This is a genomic window from Lentzea nigeriaca, assembly GCF_016907955.1.
Classification (GTDB): domain Bacteria; phylum Actinomycetota; class Actinomycetes; order Mycobacteriales; family Pseudonocardiaceae; genus Lentzea; species Lentzea nigeriaca.
The window spans coordinates 1,263,245-1,279,075 of sequence record NZ_JAFBCX010000001.1; the positions used below are offsets into that span (position 1 = coordinate 1,263,245).

Below are 15,831 nucleotides of genomic sequence, written 5' to 3' on the forward strand. Positions count from 1 at the left end.
GGCCGTCACTCCTCGTTGTCCAGGATCTCGTCGATGTGGTCCAATGCGGTGGAACGCGATGCCGCACCCTCGTCCATCCGTTGCCGCATCGTCGCGAGATCACCGGCCGTACACGCCTGGGCCGCCTGCATGAACTCGGGTAGGCCCGCGTACACGTACGGCTGGAGCTTCACCTCCGGCACGGTGGATCCGAGCCCGAACCGGAATGTGGCGACCGTGAGACGGGCACACACGGCGGAGGACGGAGCTGTGAGGCTCCGTGCCGCCTGCAGCGCGTCGTTCAGCTCGATCTGCAGCTTCTCCCGGCTCTTGAACCACCGCTGCACCGCCGGGTTCTCGCCAGGACTGACCTGCTGGCGCGCCACGGTCGGTGCCGGCGGCCGCGGCAGGGCCGAAGCGGCCGATCCGCAGCCCAGGACAGCGACGGCAGTGATCGTGACCGCTGTGCGAATACTCATTTCACCGAACACCTTCCTGTGCCGGAGTCGCCTGTCTGCACACCGGGCTCCGCGGCGAATCGCCAGTCGTACCCGTCCGGACGCAACGTCATGCCGAGCACGCCGTACACACCCTCGATCCGGCTCTCGCTGCCTGGCACGACAGTCCGGATCCGGTAGTGGCTGTCGCCGCCTGTTCCGACGACGAACTGGCGGATGCCGCCGGTCGCGTCGATGGACCCGTCCGGCCGCAGCGGTGCGAATCGCTCGTAGTCGTGGTCATGGCCCGCCAGCACGACATCGACCCCCGCGTCGTACATGGCGCGCCAGAAAGCGTCGTAGTTCGGGTTGTTGCCATGTGTGCCGGACGACCACCGCGGCTGGTGGAAGTACGCCAGGGTGCACTTCGCGGGATGGGCTGCGAGGTCCGCGCGCAGCCACTGCTCCTGTGGTGAGCCGCCGCTACAGCCGCCGATCCGCTCGCACTCCGAATTGAGCGCGATCATGTGCCAGTCGCCGAGGTCGTAGCTGTAGTAGCCGGCCTCACGGTCACCCGCCGCCGCGCCGAAGTAGTCGAAGTACCCCTTGGCGCCGGACGTGCCGTACTCGTGGTTGCCGACAACGGGGTACGAGATGTCCTTGAAACGGCCCCATGTCTTCTCGTACCCCTGCTGGTAGCGCGCGAGGCTCCCGTTCGGATACTGGTTGTCTCCCAGGGGAAGAACTGCGTCCGGCCGCATCGCGTCGACGAGATCCGCGGTGGTCTTCTCCTGGCACGGCCGCGCCTGGTCGGCTTCCTCGTCGCTGAGCCCCTCGGGGTCGGGCGGGCACGCGATGTCGCCTGCCGTCGCGATCGTGATCGACGCGGCGGACCGCACCGGTTTCGCGCCGAGGTAGTACTGGGTCTGTTGCCCCGGTGGGGCGTTGTCGCGGACTGCGGATGACTCGGAGGCGCGGGGAGAGTCCGCCGAGAGTACGCCGACCATGCACGAGGCGGTCAGCATGCCGCTCAACGCCACTATCGCGACGTGTCTGCGCCGACGCAGGAGCAGCAGCACCGTCAGGCCGAGCAGTCCGCCGCCGACGACGAGTGTGCCGGACGTGCCGGCCACGGATTCGGCGGAGCTCGAGTCGTCGGCGAGCGGACCGAGCTCCTGCACGGGAGTCGAGGTGAGGTGGCGCAGCATCGCGAGGTACCGGTCGCCGTGGTTGACACTCGGCTCGACATGGGAGTTCTCGCTGAACTCGTTCCAGCTGATCAGACTGAGCGCGTCGGGGGACGACTTCACCGCGATGTCGTACTCGTAGCGCAACGTGTCCCCGTCACGCCGGTCCACCACGCGGGTTCCCCCGATCATCCTGGCGTCGAAACCAGGCGCGAACGGAGCGAACCACAGACCGTGGTGCCTGTGCACGGCGTCGCTCATCGCCGCGAGCTTCGCCGCGGCGCCCGTGTCGCGCTGCGGGTCCATGGACGACCAGTAGTAGGCGTCGCCGTCGACGGCGTTCGCGATGCGTTCGTAGCCCTCGACGCTCCTCTCGGAACCGAGCACCAGCAGCTTGTCACGCACCGGTGCGCTCGCGCGGGCGATGTCGTCGGCCGAGAACATCCAGCTGCCCGACCAGATCACGACCGGTTTGCCGAACATCGAGAACACAGGGTCGGTGCCGTAGCGGTCGCGGAACAGCCGGAGGTCGTCGGCGACGTGGCCGATCGTGAGCGGGTTGCGCTGGAAGTCCAGAGCCTCGTAGATGATGGCGAGCCGGAAGTCCGCCGCACGCGCCACGCTGACCAGGGTCTGCAGCCTGCGGTCGTTGGCGGGGCTGGACTTCCAGCTCACGATGAAGCCCGTGATGCCCGCGTCCTTGGCCTCGCGGATGTGCTCGCGCATGATGCGCGAGTCGTCACTGGAGTAGCGACCGAGCGCGGGATAGTCCGACTTCGCACGGTCCCAGGAAGTCTTGTCGTACCAGATGTAGTAGTAGGCGAACGTCGGTTGCGCCGGTTGCGCAACGGCGGAAACCGGTGTCAGGAGGAGAACCGCGAGGATGACGGCGAACAGTCGCATCACCGCGCCTCGTCCCGGTGTGAGCGCATCCGCCGCCTGCCCATCAGGAAGAGGCCGGCGAAGATGAGCACGGCCAGCGCGACGATGACCGCTGTGTCCACATAGGACAGCACGCGCAGGTCGACCCGCTGGCCGCGGGACAACGCGAGCTGCTGCGAGCGCGCATACCCTGCCGCCGAGACCGCGACGGTGTAGTTCCCGCGGGCCAGGTTGTCCACGGCCACCGTGCCGTCCTGACCCACCGCCAGGTTCTCGGTCCGGCCGTCCGGGTAGGTCAACGCCACCTCGGCGTTCATGGCGCTGCCGAACAACAGGTCGCTGACCTGGAACCGGACCGAACGCAGCAACACGACGAACGTCACCGATGTCGCGCGTGCGGGCACGATTCGCTGTTCGCCCGCGTTGACCACGTTCGCGCCGTCGATCTCGACGCTCTGCAGGTAGTACCTGACCTCCTTGCCGACAGCGGTCGCACCTTCCTGCACCGGCCGGATCGCCGTCAGCGGCACCTCCTGCACCCCGCGCAGCGTCTGGATCTGACCCGAGTCGCTGCGCAGGGTGAGGGCGCTGACACGCGACGGCGAGACCGGGTTGTGGGCCTGGTCGACGAAGTCGTACCGCACCCGCCGGGTCGACTGGAACGCGACCTGCAACCGCCGGTTGTGCTTCATCTCCAGGTCGGTCAGCACCGGGGTGAATCCCAGGTCGCGTTCGCCCTGCCCGAACCAGCGCACGAAGTCGATGGACCCGTCGGCCAGGTCGAGCTTCGGCGTGGCGAGCTCCAGACGGTGCGCGTCGCTGTTGCGTGGCAACGTGAGCCGCACCGCTCCCCTCGCGTCGGGTACGACCTGCTGACCGTCCAGCACGAACCGCGCGGCCGGCATCGGCGGCACCGTGCTGATCTCCAACGTCCGCTCGGTCGGTGCTGCCCAGGCGGGTACCGGCAGCATCATCGCGAGCACGATCAGCACGGCGGGAAGGGCTCTCATCGGTTCCGCCTCCTGACCGCGATCGGGACGACGACGCACGTGGCGGCCGCCAGCAGGGCGAAGGCGTAGGAGAGGTAGACGACGAGCCAGGCCCTGCCGGTGGACACGACGGGCTGCCGGGTGATGTCGAGGAGTTCCGGTGGGCGGGGTGGTGAGGTGAAGTCGAAGGCGCTGAACAGGTTCGCCGACGCGGCGTCACGGGATCCCAGCGGAGCGAGTTTCCAGTTGTCCTCGACGAACTTCAGCACGGACGTGTAGTCGACCTGGGTGTGGTCGACGTGGCCACGCCGCGAGTAGGCGCTCATCAGCAGCGCGGGAACGCGGAACCCGTAGCCGTGCTCGTCGACTTTGGGTGGCGCCACGTGATCGTAGAAGCCGCCCCAGCCGTCATAGGTGAGCAGGAACGCCGAGTTCGACCAGTAACGACTGCGTGCCAGCTCGGACGTCATGTTCCGCACCAGGCTCTGACCCGCCTGGATGCGGCTCGGCGGATTCTCGCTCGACCCGGACGTCACGACGTACGCGACAGCGGGCAGCGTGCCCGCGCTGAGGTCGCGGTCGTACTCGCTCAGGTCGACGATCCTGCTCGCCAGCTCGGGATCGTTCCTGAAGCGCTGGAAGTTCAGCAGGGGCACCTTGGTCGCCTCTCCGGCACCCTTCGGGTCGTAGTGCTCCACGTAGAACTTCCACGGCAGTCCCCGTTCCCGCAGTCGATCGAAGATCGTCGGGATGTCGCCGTAGCCGCCTGGCGGAACCTCCTCGCCGCCCGTGGGCGTCGGCACGCCCGCCACCCAGTAGAAGTGGTTGAGCCTGCTGCCGGTCAGCGCCGAGCTGAAGAACTTGTCGAAGAGGGTGAACCTGTCCGCGATGTTCCAGTAGTACGGCAGGTCGGCGCCGTCGTAGTAGCCCATCGTGTTCGTGCCGTCGCGACCGTTCTTGCGGAACGCCTCGACGAAGCCGTTCATCTTGCCGTCGTTGTACTGTGCGCGCTGCGTCGCGGGCCGGTGGTCGAGATCGGACGGTGACTGGTCGCCGAGCCGGAACGGTTTCACGCACCGGTCGGCGCTCAGGTTGTCGGTGCTGTGCGGCATGCAGACGTCCGCGGGGATGCCGTCCGCGCCGGGATAGGTGCCGAAGTAGCTGTCGAACGAGTGGTTCGACTGCATCATCACGACGAAGTGCTCGATCGGTGTGGTGGTCTGTTGCCCGGCCACAGCCGTACCTGGCTGCCCCAGCACCAGCAGCCCGGCGACCAGCAGACAACGGATCATGGCCGTACCTCGTAAACGATGATCACCGGCGTGCTGACGCCGCTGATGTTGAGTGTCTCGGTGTGCAGCGCGATGCCGTGGTACTTCTCGACGTAGCCCATGAGCTGCTCGGAGAAGAAGGGCGTGCGGCTCGCGGAGTACGCGTCCCACACCACGTAGGAGAAGCCGCCCTCCCGCAGCTGACGGTCGGGATTGTCGATCGGTTCGTAGGAAGGGTTGCGTCGCAACGGGTTTGTGCTGACCGACAACGCATACGCCTTGCGGTTGCCGTAGAACCGGACCAGGTTCGCCATCGTCGGCCCGAGCGTCATCACGTTACCGCCGAGCGGGAGGTTGTCCTTGATCCACCGGCCGGCCTCGCGTCCGGCCGGCACTCCGCCCGACCCCGCGAGGTAGGTCGCCGAGGGTGCCGGGTTGACGGCGAGCCAGCTCGGCACGGCCAGGCTCAGCAGGACGACCGCGATCAGTGCCGTGCGCAGGTGCCGCCACGAGAAGGAGGTCCGGGTGATGGCACGTGCGGCGAGCAACACGAGTGCCGGCGCGGCGGGGAGCAGGTACTGGTACCCCTTCACCGGCCACACTTCGAAGAACCCCAACGGCAGGAGAACCCAGCACAACAGCAGCGTCTCGCGCCAGCTGTGCTGCCGTCGCAGGAACCAGAGTCCGCCGACGGCGAGCACCAGGACAGCCGGTCCGACAGCGGCCGGCATCTCCACGCCGTAGAATGCGAGGCTGTGGTTGGGGCGCCGGAACAGTTGCCACAGCAGGTAGTTCTGGCCCGTGCCGATGCGTCCGGAGAACAGCAGCGACACCGGATACGCCGCCGCGATGACGAGCGTGATGCCGGCGCCGACGAGTATCTGGCGAGCCGACACCCGAACGTCGTGACGCAGCAGGAAGAACGCCACCACCGCGAGCAGCAGGATGACCGCGATCTCCTTGGTCAGCACGGCGAGGCCGAGCACGGCGGCGGCCGAGTAGAGCCATCGCGCGCTGCGTTCGAGGCAGAACCGCGCGACGCAGTAGAACGTGAGCACGGCGAAGAACGTCAGCGGCCCGTCGAGCAGAACCTGGCGTGTCACGATCACGTGGTAGGGCATCACGGCGAGGATCGAGGCGGCGACGAGGCCCGCTTTCCGGCCGTACAGACGGAATCCGAGCAGGTACACCACGATGATCGTGCCGAGTCCGAACCCGACGGACAGCAGTCGTGCGCCCACATCGGACACACCGCCGAGGAATCCCACCGACAGCACGGTCTGGAACAGCAGCGGGTGCGCGCGGAAGATCGGGAACAACGACGACAGGGTGTCGTCGCCCGCGAGGCTCGCGGCCTGCCCCGCGTAGACCGCCTCGTCGCTGTTGAGGCCGATCGCCCCGAGCGCCCACACTCTCAAGCCGGTGGCGACGGCCAGGATCACGATCATGACCAGGATCGGGCCCGGCCGGAACTGCTTCCTCGGCACGGCAACGGTGGCCGTCGAGTCCTCTTCGACGGCCACCGGGGACCTGGACCCGAACCGAGTCATACCCAGCCCCCGGCCGAGGCCTCGGCGCCGACGAGTTCCGGGATCAGGTCCGCCCAGGTGAAGTCCGGGGTGGACAGCCAGCGGGCACGCAGCCTCCCGATCGCGGATTCGAGGATCAACCTCTCCTTGCGCCGCAATGCCGCGTGGTCGTCCTCACCGACGACGATCGACGGCGCGAGCTGCCGGAACGGCGGGAACTGGTAGGCGTCCTCGGTGTTGGCGAGCAGCGTCGCCATCGCCTCGGCCTCGGCCAGCGCACCCGTCCCGAACTCACCGCGTTCGATGACGAAGAGCTCGCTCACCTTGGTCTCCGGGATGATCTCGCACGGCAGCAGCCGGTCGACCGTGTACTTGGGCGGTGGCACCATCCGCTGGGTGAACGCGTTCACGCCCATGATCGGCAGGTTGAGCTGGCTCAGCACGAGCGCGAACTGCCTGCCCTCCTTGGAATGCAGCCTGCTCTGCAGCCGCAGCCTGCGCCACTCCTTCGGGCTGAGCTCGTGTGACTGCACTGCGCGCAACGTGTGGTGACTGATCGTCAGCGGCTTGGGGAAGCAACCGACCCGCCCGTCCGGATAGAGGATCGTCATGTCGTCGGACAGGAACTTGGCGTTGTGCTCACGGACGAGCCGCAGCACCGTGCCCGTCTTGCCGGTGTCGGTCCTGGCCGAGATGAGGACGCCCACCCCGTCCAGCTCGACGCAGGCCGAGTGCAGCAGCATGACCCCGCGTGACACGGCGACGAACCGCAGCAACGCCTCGAGGATGTTGGTGTAGACGACGTGCGGCGAGTGGGCGAGGGCGTGGGAGACGACCACGGTGATGGGGTCGCCGAGCCCGACCCGGAAGTTCGCGCCGAGCCTGCCGAGGTGTTCGCGGTAGCCGATGGCCGGTGGTGTGGTGAGGTGCGTGAACACCGCGCGGGACAGCGGTCTGCGGTCGCCGACCGTCCCGACCCGGATCTGGATCTCCGTGTCGTGGCCGAGCCATTGCGACCGGAAGTACTCGAGCTCCGGCAGTTGCACCTGCGAGCCGATCGTGACGATGCCGGGGATGGCGTAGCGGAACGGCAGGTAGCGGGTCGGTGGCGGACTGTGGTGGTGGCTGTTCTGCCGCTGGAGAGGGACCACGGGCTCGTACGGGATGTTGACGACGACGCGCATGGGCTCGCGGGGCCGTTCGACCGAGTCCGCGGGCTCGCCGCGACCGTAGATCGCCGAGTCCGCCACGACGAAACGCACCAGGAACAGCAGTCCTAGGGTGAACGCGTTGGCCACGAGCACGTTGATTCCCACGCCGTCGACCAGAAGGGCGAGCAGTGGCAGCCGCAGCAGCAATGCCAGGTGGTTGAGCAGGAAGAACCTCACACCGCGTGACCGGGCGGTACCTGGTTTGCCGGTGCGGTACAACAGGAGTTCCGTGAGCGCGAAGAGCCAGGACGTGGACGCCTCGGTCGCCAGCACCGCGGCGATCAGGTAGTGCATCTGCTGCAGTTCGAGGTGCAGCAGCCACAGCACGGCGGTGTTCACTACGAGCCCGGAAAGTCCGATGAGTCCGAACGCGACGGCGCGCATGACCCATGCGGCCGGTGAGGTCATCGCCGAACGGGCCGTCTGCTGCATGAGCAACGACCACCGCAAGCGTGCCATGTGCCAGGCGAAGGCGAAGCCACGGCGGAGGGTGCCTGTGCGGGCACCCTCTTCGCGGGCCTGGGGGTGGTACGGCACCTCCGCCATGCGCAACCGCGGGTGACGGACCAGCAACTCCATGAGCACGCGGAATCCGCCGGGCCGGAGGCGGTCCAGGCTGACGGCGTCGCGACGAACCGCGAAGAACCCGCTGGTCGGGTCAGTCGGCTGGGCGAGCCTGCGAGGGAACACCGCCTTGGCGAGGGCGTTCTTGATGTTGTGCACCGGTGCGCGGGTGGCGATCACGAGGTCGACGTCTCTCGACCGGCCGACCTCGGCGAGCGGTACCGCCAGCTCGGGCGGGTGCCGCAGGTCGCCGTCCATGACGACGATCCACCGACCCTGTGCCGCGCGCATTCCGGCGAGCACGGCGGCGAAGGGACGACCGTAACGCTCGCCCGGCGGGGTCTGTACCAGATGGACCGGGAACGGGGCGTCCTCGGCAGAGGTGCGGACGGCGGTTGTGCTGTCGTCCCCGTCGACGGCGAACACGATCTCCACAGTGGACGTTCCGATGGAGTGGCCCAGACGCGTCAGCACCTCGCTGACCTTCTGGGGCGCGTTCCGCGCCGGAATCACGACACTGACATCGACTTCCTGGTTCATAGCCAGCCTCGCAATCCCGGCCACGTGATGAACAGACGGTGAACCGCCGGGCGTAGCGTGCGATCCTCAAAGGCCTCGCCGCATCGCCAATTTTGGCTATGGGGCGGGTGTTCTGGCTGCGGCGTAACACTCTCGGCGTCCGCGCCGATTTGATGAACACATACCCAACACCGACTTCCACTTGTGGACCGGCCGCCATGCATCACTTCGTACTTCCGCGCGCCCGCTGGGTAGTTGTGCGACCACGAGCGGTGTTTGCCGAGTCGGGTGTGTTCGCGGTTGCCCTGGTGCTGCTGTGGTGGCAGGGAGATCGACTGGACCACATGTGGCAGACGGCCGCCGGCGAGGTGTTCACCTTGCTGGCACTGGTGTCCGCCTGCGTCGCGACCGCGGCGGCGATCGTGGCTCGGATGATCCCCAGGTCCATGGACGAGACCGACCGGCGGCTGGCCGGACCGCTCGCCTTCTACGGCGTGATCATGATTCCGGCGAGCGTCTTCGACCTGCCGAACAGACTCGAACCCGCCGTCGCGGTCGGCGGGTTCGTCGCCAGCAGCCTGTTCCTGGTGTTGATGATCTGGGCGCTCTGCCCGGAGCTCTACCTCGGCCTGCGATGGCCCACGGCCGTTGTCCTCGCCGTGCTGGTCACCGTCGTGGCCGGTGTCGTCGCGCACGTGGTCCCGTTCTCCGGAAACGAGGAAGGGCCGACGCTCGCCACCATCGCCGTGGTCGTCGGCTGGTTCATCGTCGCCGCGGCATTCGTCGTGGTAGGCGGAAAGCGGCACCAGTCGGTCACGTGGCGAGTCGGTTTCGGACTGACCGTGGTCGCCCTCGCCCACGTCGACAACCTCGCGCTGAGACCGGAGCTCAGCCAGCCCGACCTCGACTTCGCCGCGTTGCGGCTGCTCGGTCTGCTGCTGGTGCTCACCGCTCTCGCCCGCCCCGCGCTGCGTGCCATGCGTGAGGCACGGGACCACGCCGAGCTCCTCATCGCCGCCGAACACAGGGCGCGTCAGCTGGCCAGCGAGGTCGCCGAGCGCAACCACGAGATCCGCAACCTCGTCTCCGGCCTCTCCGGGGTCACCCACGTGCTCGGTGAGCGCACCCCGCTCGGCTCGGCAGTGCAGGCGGAGCTCGAACGCGTGCGTTACCTGCTCGGCCACGCGGCATCTCAGGACGGCGTCGTCCACCTGGAGCCGTTGCTCACGAGGCTCGTCGCGTTGCACCGCGCCCGCGGCACGGCCATCGAGCTGCAGGTGGCCGAGGGACTGAGGACCGTCATGCCGGCGGCCGAGCTCGCGCAGGTCGTGACCAATCTTTTGGTGAACTGTGAGCGGCATGCCGCGGGCGCGCTCGTGCGCATCCGTGCCGGCGCCCATGGCGACGGGGTGTGGATCGAGGTGTCCGACGACGGTCCCGGCTACACGCCGAACGGCCATCGTGGGATAGGGCTGCGGGTGTGCACCCGTCTGCTGGCGGAGTACGGCGGGACGTTGGGAATCGGCTCGGACGACAGCGGGCGGGGCTGTGTCGCGCTCCTTCACCTGCCCGGTGCCACTGGCTGGGCCGCAGAGGCGGTCTGATGGCGGCCCGGACCGTGCTGGTCGTGGACGACCACACGCTGATCCGGACCACGTTGGTGATGGCCTTGCGCTCCCAGGGGTTCGACGCGTTCCACGTGCCCGTCGCGCGCACCGCCGACATCCTCACCGACATCAGCGGATACGAGCCCGGCCTCGCGTTGCTCGACCTGTACCTGGGCGAGGGCGTCGAGAGCGGCGCGGAGCTCGTTGTGCCGTTGGTGTCCATGGGCTGGTCCGTGTTGATCGTGACCGGTAGCCGCGACCGCTACGCGCTCGCGAGGGCCGTGGCACTGGGCGCCGCCGGCTGGGTGAGCAAGACGGAGTCGTTCGAACGTCTGCTGGCCGTCACCGTGGACGCGGCGGCCGGCCGTGAGGTGCTGAGCCAGGCCGCACGGTCGGAGCTCGTCACCCTGTACCGGCGGTTGCGTGCCAGGCACGACGAGATCGAGAAACGCCTCGCCAGGCTGAGCACACGGGAACGCCAGGTGCTCGACCGGCTGGCCGCGGGCGTTCAGGCGGCAGCCGTCGCCGAGGAGTTCGGCATCTCGCTCGCCACTGTGCGGGCGCAGATCAGGTCTGTGCTCACCAAGCTGGACGTCGGCACCCAGCTGGCTGCCGTGGCGCTGGTCAACGAGGCGAGGACGCCGAGCTGAGCGGCCGGGCGGGGCATCACAGTTCGTGTTCCACCGCCGGCAGCAGCGACTGCTCCAGCACCGACGGGATTTCCGGCGGCAGCGTGGGCAGCGCACCCGCCTGGGAAATGAGCGCGTGCAGGTTCGCCCGCTCGGCCTCGAGCCACTCGGCCGCGGCCTTCGGCCCGGCGAACATCATTTCCCACGGGTGCTGCGGGGCGCCCTCGGGAATGTGCCACGAATCCTCGCCGTGCAGCGCCCGAAGGGCCTGCCAAATGGTGGCCGCGTACCAATTGACGACCCGTGCAATCGCGGCGGTCCGCGCCTCCGGGGTCAACAGCCGCACCGCCAGTTCCCGTGCGTACAGGCGCAGCAGGTCGTGGAACCGGTAGCGGCCGGGTGCCGTGGCCTCCAGCAGATGTGCGTCGACGAGTCGCTCCAGGTTCACCTCGGCGATCGACGGGTCCTGGCCGAGCAGGCAGCCGGCGACCGGCAGGCTGAACTCCGGCCCGTCGAACAGCGAGAGGGGAGGGAACGCCGCGGCCGCGGCACCATCCCTCGTGCTGCCGCTGTCCCGCAACGTCTCGTAACCGACCTGGAAGCTGGTCCTGACCTGCAGATCCGCTTGCTGCAGCTCATCGAGCCTGCGCTCGGCATCGGCGAGTTTGTCCGCCAGCCGCCGAATCGGCCACTGCGGGCGCGCCACCAGCCGGGCTCCGGCGATCCGCAGTGCCAGCGGCAGGTTCCCGCACTGCCTCGCCACCTGCTCGGCGGCGAAGCGGTCGTCCTCCAGCCGCCGCTTCCCCGCGATGCTGCCCAGCAGCTCGACGGCCTCCGGTTCCGGCAGCACGTCCAGGTGCACGTGGGTCGCACCGTCCAGGGTCGCGAGGACCTCGCGGCTGGTGACCAGCACCGCGCACATCGAGCTGCCCGGCAGCAACGGCCTGACCTGAGTGGCGTCGAACGCGTTGTCCAGCACCACGAGCAGCTGTCGCGTGGCGGTCAGTGCGCGGAACATCACGCCGGCCTCGTCCTCGTCGGCCGGGATGCCGGTGGCGGGAACGCCCAGCGCGCGGAGAAACCGGGCGAGCGCGGCAACCGGGGGCAGGGGCACCGCGCCGGGCGCGAATCCGTGCAGGTTGACGTACACCTGCCCGTCGGGGAACCGGTGTGCGAGCTGGTGCGCGGCATGGACCGCCAGCGCGGACTTGCCGACGCCCGCAGCGCCGTCCACCGCGCAGATCACGACCGGGTCAGGGTTGGTCGACGGCCTGATCACGGCTTCCAGCTCGGCAAGCTCACAATGCCGGCCGACGAATCCGCCGATGTCCGGGGGAAGTCCCCTCGGGGTTGCCCCATTCTCCTCGAACGACCGGGTCATGTCGCTGAACGGCGCACGCGCCCGGCGTCGTTCCTCGACGCGGTCGCGGGCCGTGGCGAGCTTCCGCTGCTCCTCGGCTGACGCGCCGAGCAACTGGATGAGCTCGTCGAACCGGTCCGTCGGCGGCAGCGCCTTGCCCGCGAAGTAGTCCCCGATCACCCCGTGGGCCCAGCCGGTCCTGGCGGCGATCGCGCGGTAGGTGAGCAGCGGGCCACCGGCCCGGCGAGCCAGCCTGCGGCGGAGGCGGCGGAGAAGATGACCGAGTTCGACGAGGTTCTGGGCGTCGTCGATGTCAGACAGCGCCCACTGCTCGGGCCACGTCATCGGTGATCACCTCACGATCCGGTCACACGCACCGGCCAATTCACCGCTTGTCCGGTCCTGTCCGGCTCTGACCGGAACTCGACGCCGAAAAAACACCGCTATGTAAACCTGTTCGGACCGCGAAAGGCGGGTGTTACGAAGTACTGCTTGATCCTTCGGGGGATCAGGCACAAATGACGCGCAGGCGCTTTTCGACTACCGAGGGCGAGCGGCCATGGTCCGGACAATCGTTGGCCTGAGTGTTCAGTTCCGCGTCCTTGTCGCCGCACTGGTCGCCGTGGTCGCCACATTGGGAATCATCCAGATCCAAAAAGCGCCGCTCGACGTCTACCCCGAGTTCGCGCCCCCGCAGGTCCAGATCCAGACCGAGGCGCTCGGGCTCTCCGCGGCCGAGGTCGAGCAGCTGATCACCGTGCCGATGGAGCAGGATCTCCTCAACGGGATCGCCTGGCTCCAGCAGATCCGATCCGAGTCGTCGCCGGGTCTGTCGTCCATCGAGCTGATCTTCGAGCCGGGGACGGACATCCTGAAGGCGCGCCAGCTCGTGCAGGAGCGCATGGTCCAGGCTCACGCGCTGCCCAACGTCGGCAGCTCGCCGTTCATGGTGCAACCGGTGTCCTCGGACAGCCGGGTCATGATGATCGGCCTCGGTTCGAAGGACCTGTCGGCCATCGACCTCTCGGTGCTCGCGCGCTGGAAGATCAAGCCGCGGCTGCAGGGCATTCCGGGGGTCGCGAACGTCGCGATCTGGGGTCAGCGCGACCGGCAGCTCCAGGTGCAGGTGAACCCGGACAAGCTGCGCCAGTACGGCGTGTCGGTGACCCAGGTGCTCAAGACGACCGGCAACGCGCTGTGGGTGTCGCCGTTGACGTTCGTGCAGGCGTCGACGCCGGGTACGGGCGGGTTCATCGACACGAACTCCCAGCGGCTCGCGATCCAGCACATCCTGCCGATCACGACACCCCAGAGCCTGGCCTCGGTGAGCGTCGAGGACACCGGTGACAAGAGGCTGCACCTCGGTGACGTCGCCACGGTCGTCGAAGACCACCAGCCGCTCATCGGTGACGCGGTGCTGAACGACGGCCCCGGACTGATGCTCGTGATCGAGAAGTTCCCGGAGTCCAACACGCGTGAGGTGACCGCGGCCGTCGAGGACGCCATGAACGCCCTCAAGCCGGGACTCGCCGGGATCACCGTCGACACGAACGTCTACCGCCCGGCGTCCTACATCGAGGACGCGCTCGGACACCTCGGCCTGTGGGCGATCGTCGGACTGGTGATCCTGTTCGTGCTGTTCGCCGCTGCTTTCTTCTCGTTGCGGATGGCCCTGATCAGCTTCGTCTCGCTGGCCCTGTCGGTGATCACGGCGCTGTGGGTGCTCCATCTGCGGGGCGCGACTCTCAACGTGATGGTGCTGGTCGGCCTCACGATCGCCCTCGGCGCGATCGTGGACGACGCGGTCACGGACGCGGAGAACATCCGCCGTCGCCTGCGCGAGCACCGGGCGTCCGGCGGCGACGCCCCGCTGCTGGGCGTGGTCGTCGACGCCTCGCACGCGGTGCGCAGGCCGCTCCTCTACACGACGTTGATCCTGCTGCTGGCGACGCTGCCGCTGTTCTTCCTCGGCGGTGTTCCGGGTGCCTTCTCGGGCCCGCTGGCGATGTCGTACGGCCTCGCGATCGTCGCCTCCGCGGTGGTGGCGCTCACCGTCACACCGGCGCTGGCCGTCGTGCTCCTCTCGCGCGGGCGGCTCGACCGGCGTCCGAGCCCGGCCGTGCGGCTCGTCCACTGGGGTTTCGACCGGACCATGCCCGCGTTCCTCGGCCGCCGGTGGCCGGTGTACCTGGCGATCGTCCTGCTGATCGCGGCGGGGTTCGCGCTGCTGCCGCAGCTCGGCACCGGCAACGGCTCGCTGCTCCCGCCGCGGCTGGACCGGAACCTCCTGGTCCGCTGGCAGACCGCGGCCGGCACCTCGCTGGCCGAGATGGACCGCGTCACCAGCGCCGCCGCCGGCGAGGTCCGCGCCATCTCCGGTGTCCGGGCCGTCGGCGCCCACGTGGGCCGGGCGATCGCGTCCGACCAGACCGTCAACGTGAACGCCGGCGAGCTGTGGATCGGCCTCACCGACACAGCCGACTACGACGCGACCGCGGCCGAAGTCCGGCGCGTGGTCCGCGGTTACCCCGGCATGCAGGTCGACCTGGCGAGCTACGCCGAGCAGCGGGTGGACACGGCGCGCGCGGCCGCCGGCGGCGACCTCGTGGTCCGTGTCTACGGCTACGACCTCGACATCCTGCGAAGCAAGGCCGACGAGGTGAAGCAGCTCCTCACGACCGTCGACGGCGTGACCGACCCGAAGGTGGCGCCCCAGCCGCCCGACGAGCCGACGCTCGAGGTGAAGGTCGACCTCCAGGCCGCCCAGCGGTTCGGGATCAAGCCGGGTGACGTGCGTCGTGCCGCGGGCACGTTCTTCTCCGGCCTGCCGGTCGGAAACCTCTACGAGGACCAGAAGGTGTTCGACGTCGTCGTGCTCGGCACGCCCACGACGCGCTTCTCGCCCAGCAACGTCGGGGACCTGCTGATCGACCTGCCCGCGGGCGGCCAGGTGCGCCTCGGCGACGTGGCCACCGTGCGCACGACCTCGTACCCGACGACGGTGCGGCACACCGGCACGTCGCGCAGCATCGACGTCATCGCGAACGTGCGCGGCCGTTCCGCCGGCTCGGTGGCCGCCGACGTCAAGGGTCGGCTGCCGAACGTGAGCATGCCGCTCGAGTACCACGCCGAGGTGCTCGACGAGGTGAGCGGCCAGCGCGACCAGGCCCTGCTCACGGCCGGGCTCGCCCTCATCGCGCTGATCGGGATCTTCCTGTTGCTGCAGGCCGCGTTCCGCAGCTGGCGCACCGCACTGCTGGTCCTGCTGACGCTGCCGCTGGCCGCGGTCGGCGGCGTGCTGGCGGCCGGGTTCTCCGGCGGTGTCCTGACGCTGGGCGCGCTGGCCGGGCTCGCCGCGGTGCTGGGTCTCGCACTGCGCAACGTCATGGTGCTCGTCCACGGCTACCAGGAAGCCGGGGCCGTGGGAGCCGACGAGATCCTCCGGGTCACCAGGGACCGGGCCGGGCCGGTCGTGCTCACCGCCGTGGCCACGGCCGCGGTCGTCGTCCCGGTGCTGGTGCTCGGCCGTGTCTCCGGCCTCGAGGTGTTGTTCCCGCTGGCCGCGGTGCTGCTGGGCGGCCTGGTCACCTCGACCCTGCTGACGCTGGTGATCACGCCCGCGTTGTACCTCCAACACGCACCTGCCCGAAACTGAAGGGGAGGCTGG

General features: G+C 68.8%; 10 protein-coding genes. 3 read left to right on the top strand and 7 right to left on the bottom strand.

The features are described 5' to 3' along the window. Positions 1-5: 5 nt before the first annotated feature. Genes JOD27_RS05085 through JOD27_RS05110 form a run of 6 tightly spaced genes read right to left on the bottom strand, consistent with a single transcriptional unit; the run spans position 6 to position 8,589 of the window. Positions 6-458 carry a hypothetical protein gene (locus JOD27_RS05085; protein WP_204760873.1) on the bottom strand — a complete coding sequence of 151 codons (453 nt, stop codon included), beginning with the start codon at positions 456-458 and terminating at the stop codon, positions 6-8. Next, positions 455-2,506 carry a metallophosphoesterase gene (locus JOD27_RS05090; protein WP_204760874.1) on the bottom strand — a complete coding sequence of 684 codons (2,052 nt, stop codon included), beginning with the start codon at positions 2,504-2,506 and terminating at the stop codon, positions 455-457. The genes JOD27_RS05085 and JOD27_RS05090 overlap by 4 nt, the downstream gene beginning before the upstream one ends. Then, positions 2,506-3,495 carry a carboxypeptidase-like regulatory domain-containing protein gene (locus JOD27_RS05095; protein WP_204760875.1) on the bottom strand — a complete coding sequence of 330 codons (990 nt, stop codon included), beginning with the start codon at positions 3,493-3,495 and terminating at the stop codon, positions 2,506-2,508. The genes JOD27_RS05090 and JOD27_RS05095 overlap by 1 nt, the downstream gene beginning before the upstream one ends. Continuing rightward, complete coding sequence (locus tag JOD27_RS05100; RefSeq protein WP_204760876.1) at positions 3,492-4,766, bottom strand: alkaline phosphatase family protein; 1,275 nt, start codon at positions 4,764-4,766, stop codon at positions 3,492-3,494. The genes JOD27_RS05095 and JOD27_RS05100 overlap by 4 nt, the downstream gene beginning before the upstream one ends. Then, a complete protein-coding gene (locus JOD27_RS05105; protein ID WP_204760877.1) occupies positions 4,763-6,268 on the bottom strand; it encodes an ArnT family glycosyltransferase in 1,506 nt (501 codons plus the stop codon). The genes JOD27_RS05100 and JOD27_RS05105 overlap by 4 nt, the downstream gene beginning before the upstream one ends. 23 nt (positions 6,269-6,291) lie before the next feature. Beyond that, the gene (locus JOD27_RS05110; protein WP_204760878.1) at positions 6,292-8,589 is read right to left on the bottom strand and encodes a GtrA family protein; all 2,298 of its coding nucleotides are present in this window, start codon (positions 8,587-8,589) and stop codon (positions 6,292-6,294) included. A 269-nt stretch (positions 8,590-8,858) separates the two neighbouring features. On the opposite strand from JOD27_RS05110, the gene JOD27_RS46420 reads away from it, so the two are divergent. Then, complete coding sequence (locus JOD27_RS46420; RefSeq protein WP_204760879.1) at positions 8,859-10,172, top strand: sensor histidine kinase; 1,314 nt, start codon at positions 8,859-8,861, stop codon at positions 10,170-10,172. After that, positions 10,172-10,825 (top strand): response regulator, encoded by a 654-nt coding sequence (locus tag JOD27_RS05120; protein WP_204760880.1) that lies wholly within the window; start codon positions 10,172-10,174, stop codon positions 10,823-10,825. Before JOD27_RS46420 ends, JOD27_RS05120 begins: the two co-directional genes overlap by 1 nt. 16 nt (positions 10,826-10,841) lie before the next feature. Here JOD27_RS05120 and JOD27_RS05125 read toward each other — a convergent pair whose 3' ends face one another. Continuing rightward, positions 10,842-12,509 carry a helix-turn-helix domain-containing protein gene (locus JOD27_RS05125; protein ID WP_204760881.1) on the bottom strand — a complete coding sequence of 556 codons (1,668 nt, stop codon included), beginning with the start codon at positions 12,507-12,509 and terminating at the stop codon, positions 10,842-10,844. Between the two features lie 214 nt (positions 12,510-12,723). Here JOD27_RS05125 and JOD27_RS05130 point away from each other — a divergent pair, with 214 nt between their 5' ends. Continuing rightward, the gene (locus JOD27_RS05130) at positions 12,724-15,819 is read left to right on the top strand and encodes an efflux RND transporter permease subunit (protein WP_204760882.1); all 3,096 of its coding nucleotides are present in this window, start codon (positions 12,724-12,726) and stop codon (positions 15,817-15,819) included. Positions 15,820-15,831 lie beyond the last annotated feature (12 nt).

What these genes read in the sequence shown, in the direction of transcription:
- JOD27_RS05095 (WP_204760875.1), bottom strand. Translation starts at nt 3,495, where the DNA reads ATGAGAGCCCTTCCCGCCGTGCTGATCGTGCTCGCGATGATGCTGCCG.
- JOD27_RS05120 (WP_204760880.1), top strand. Translation starts at nt 10,172, where the DNA reads ATGGCGGCCCGGACCGTGCTGGTCGTGGACGACCACACGCTGATCCGG.
- JOD27_RS05100 (WP_204760876.1), bottom strand. Translation starts at nt 4,766, where the DNA reads ATGATCCGTTGTCTGCTGGTCGCCGGGCTGCTGGTGCTGGGGCAGCCA.
- JOD27_RS05130 (WP_204760882.1), top strand. Translation starts at nt 12,724, where the DNA reads ATGGTCCGGACAATCGTTGGCCTGAGTGTTCAGTTCCGCGTCCTTGTC.
- JOD27_RS05110 (WP_204760878.1), bottom strand. Translation starts at nt 8,589, where the DNA reads ATGAACCAGGAAGTCGATGTCAGTGTCGTGATTCCGGCGCGGAACGCG.
- JOD27_RS05090 (WP_204760874.1), bottom strand. Translation starts at nt 2,506, where the DNA reads ATGCGACTGTTCGCCGTCATCCTCGCGGTTCTCCTCCTGACACCGGTT.
- JOD27_RS05125 (WP_204760881.1), bottom strand. Translation starts at nt 12,509, where the DNA reads ATGACGTGGCCCGAGCAGTGGGCGCTGTCTGACATCGACGACGCCCAG.
- JOD27_RS05085 (WP_204760873.1), bottom strand. Translation starts at nt 458, where the DNA reads ATGAGTATTCGCACAGCGGTCACGATCACTGCCGTCGCTGTCCTGGGC.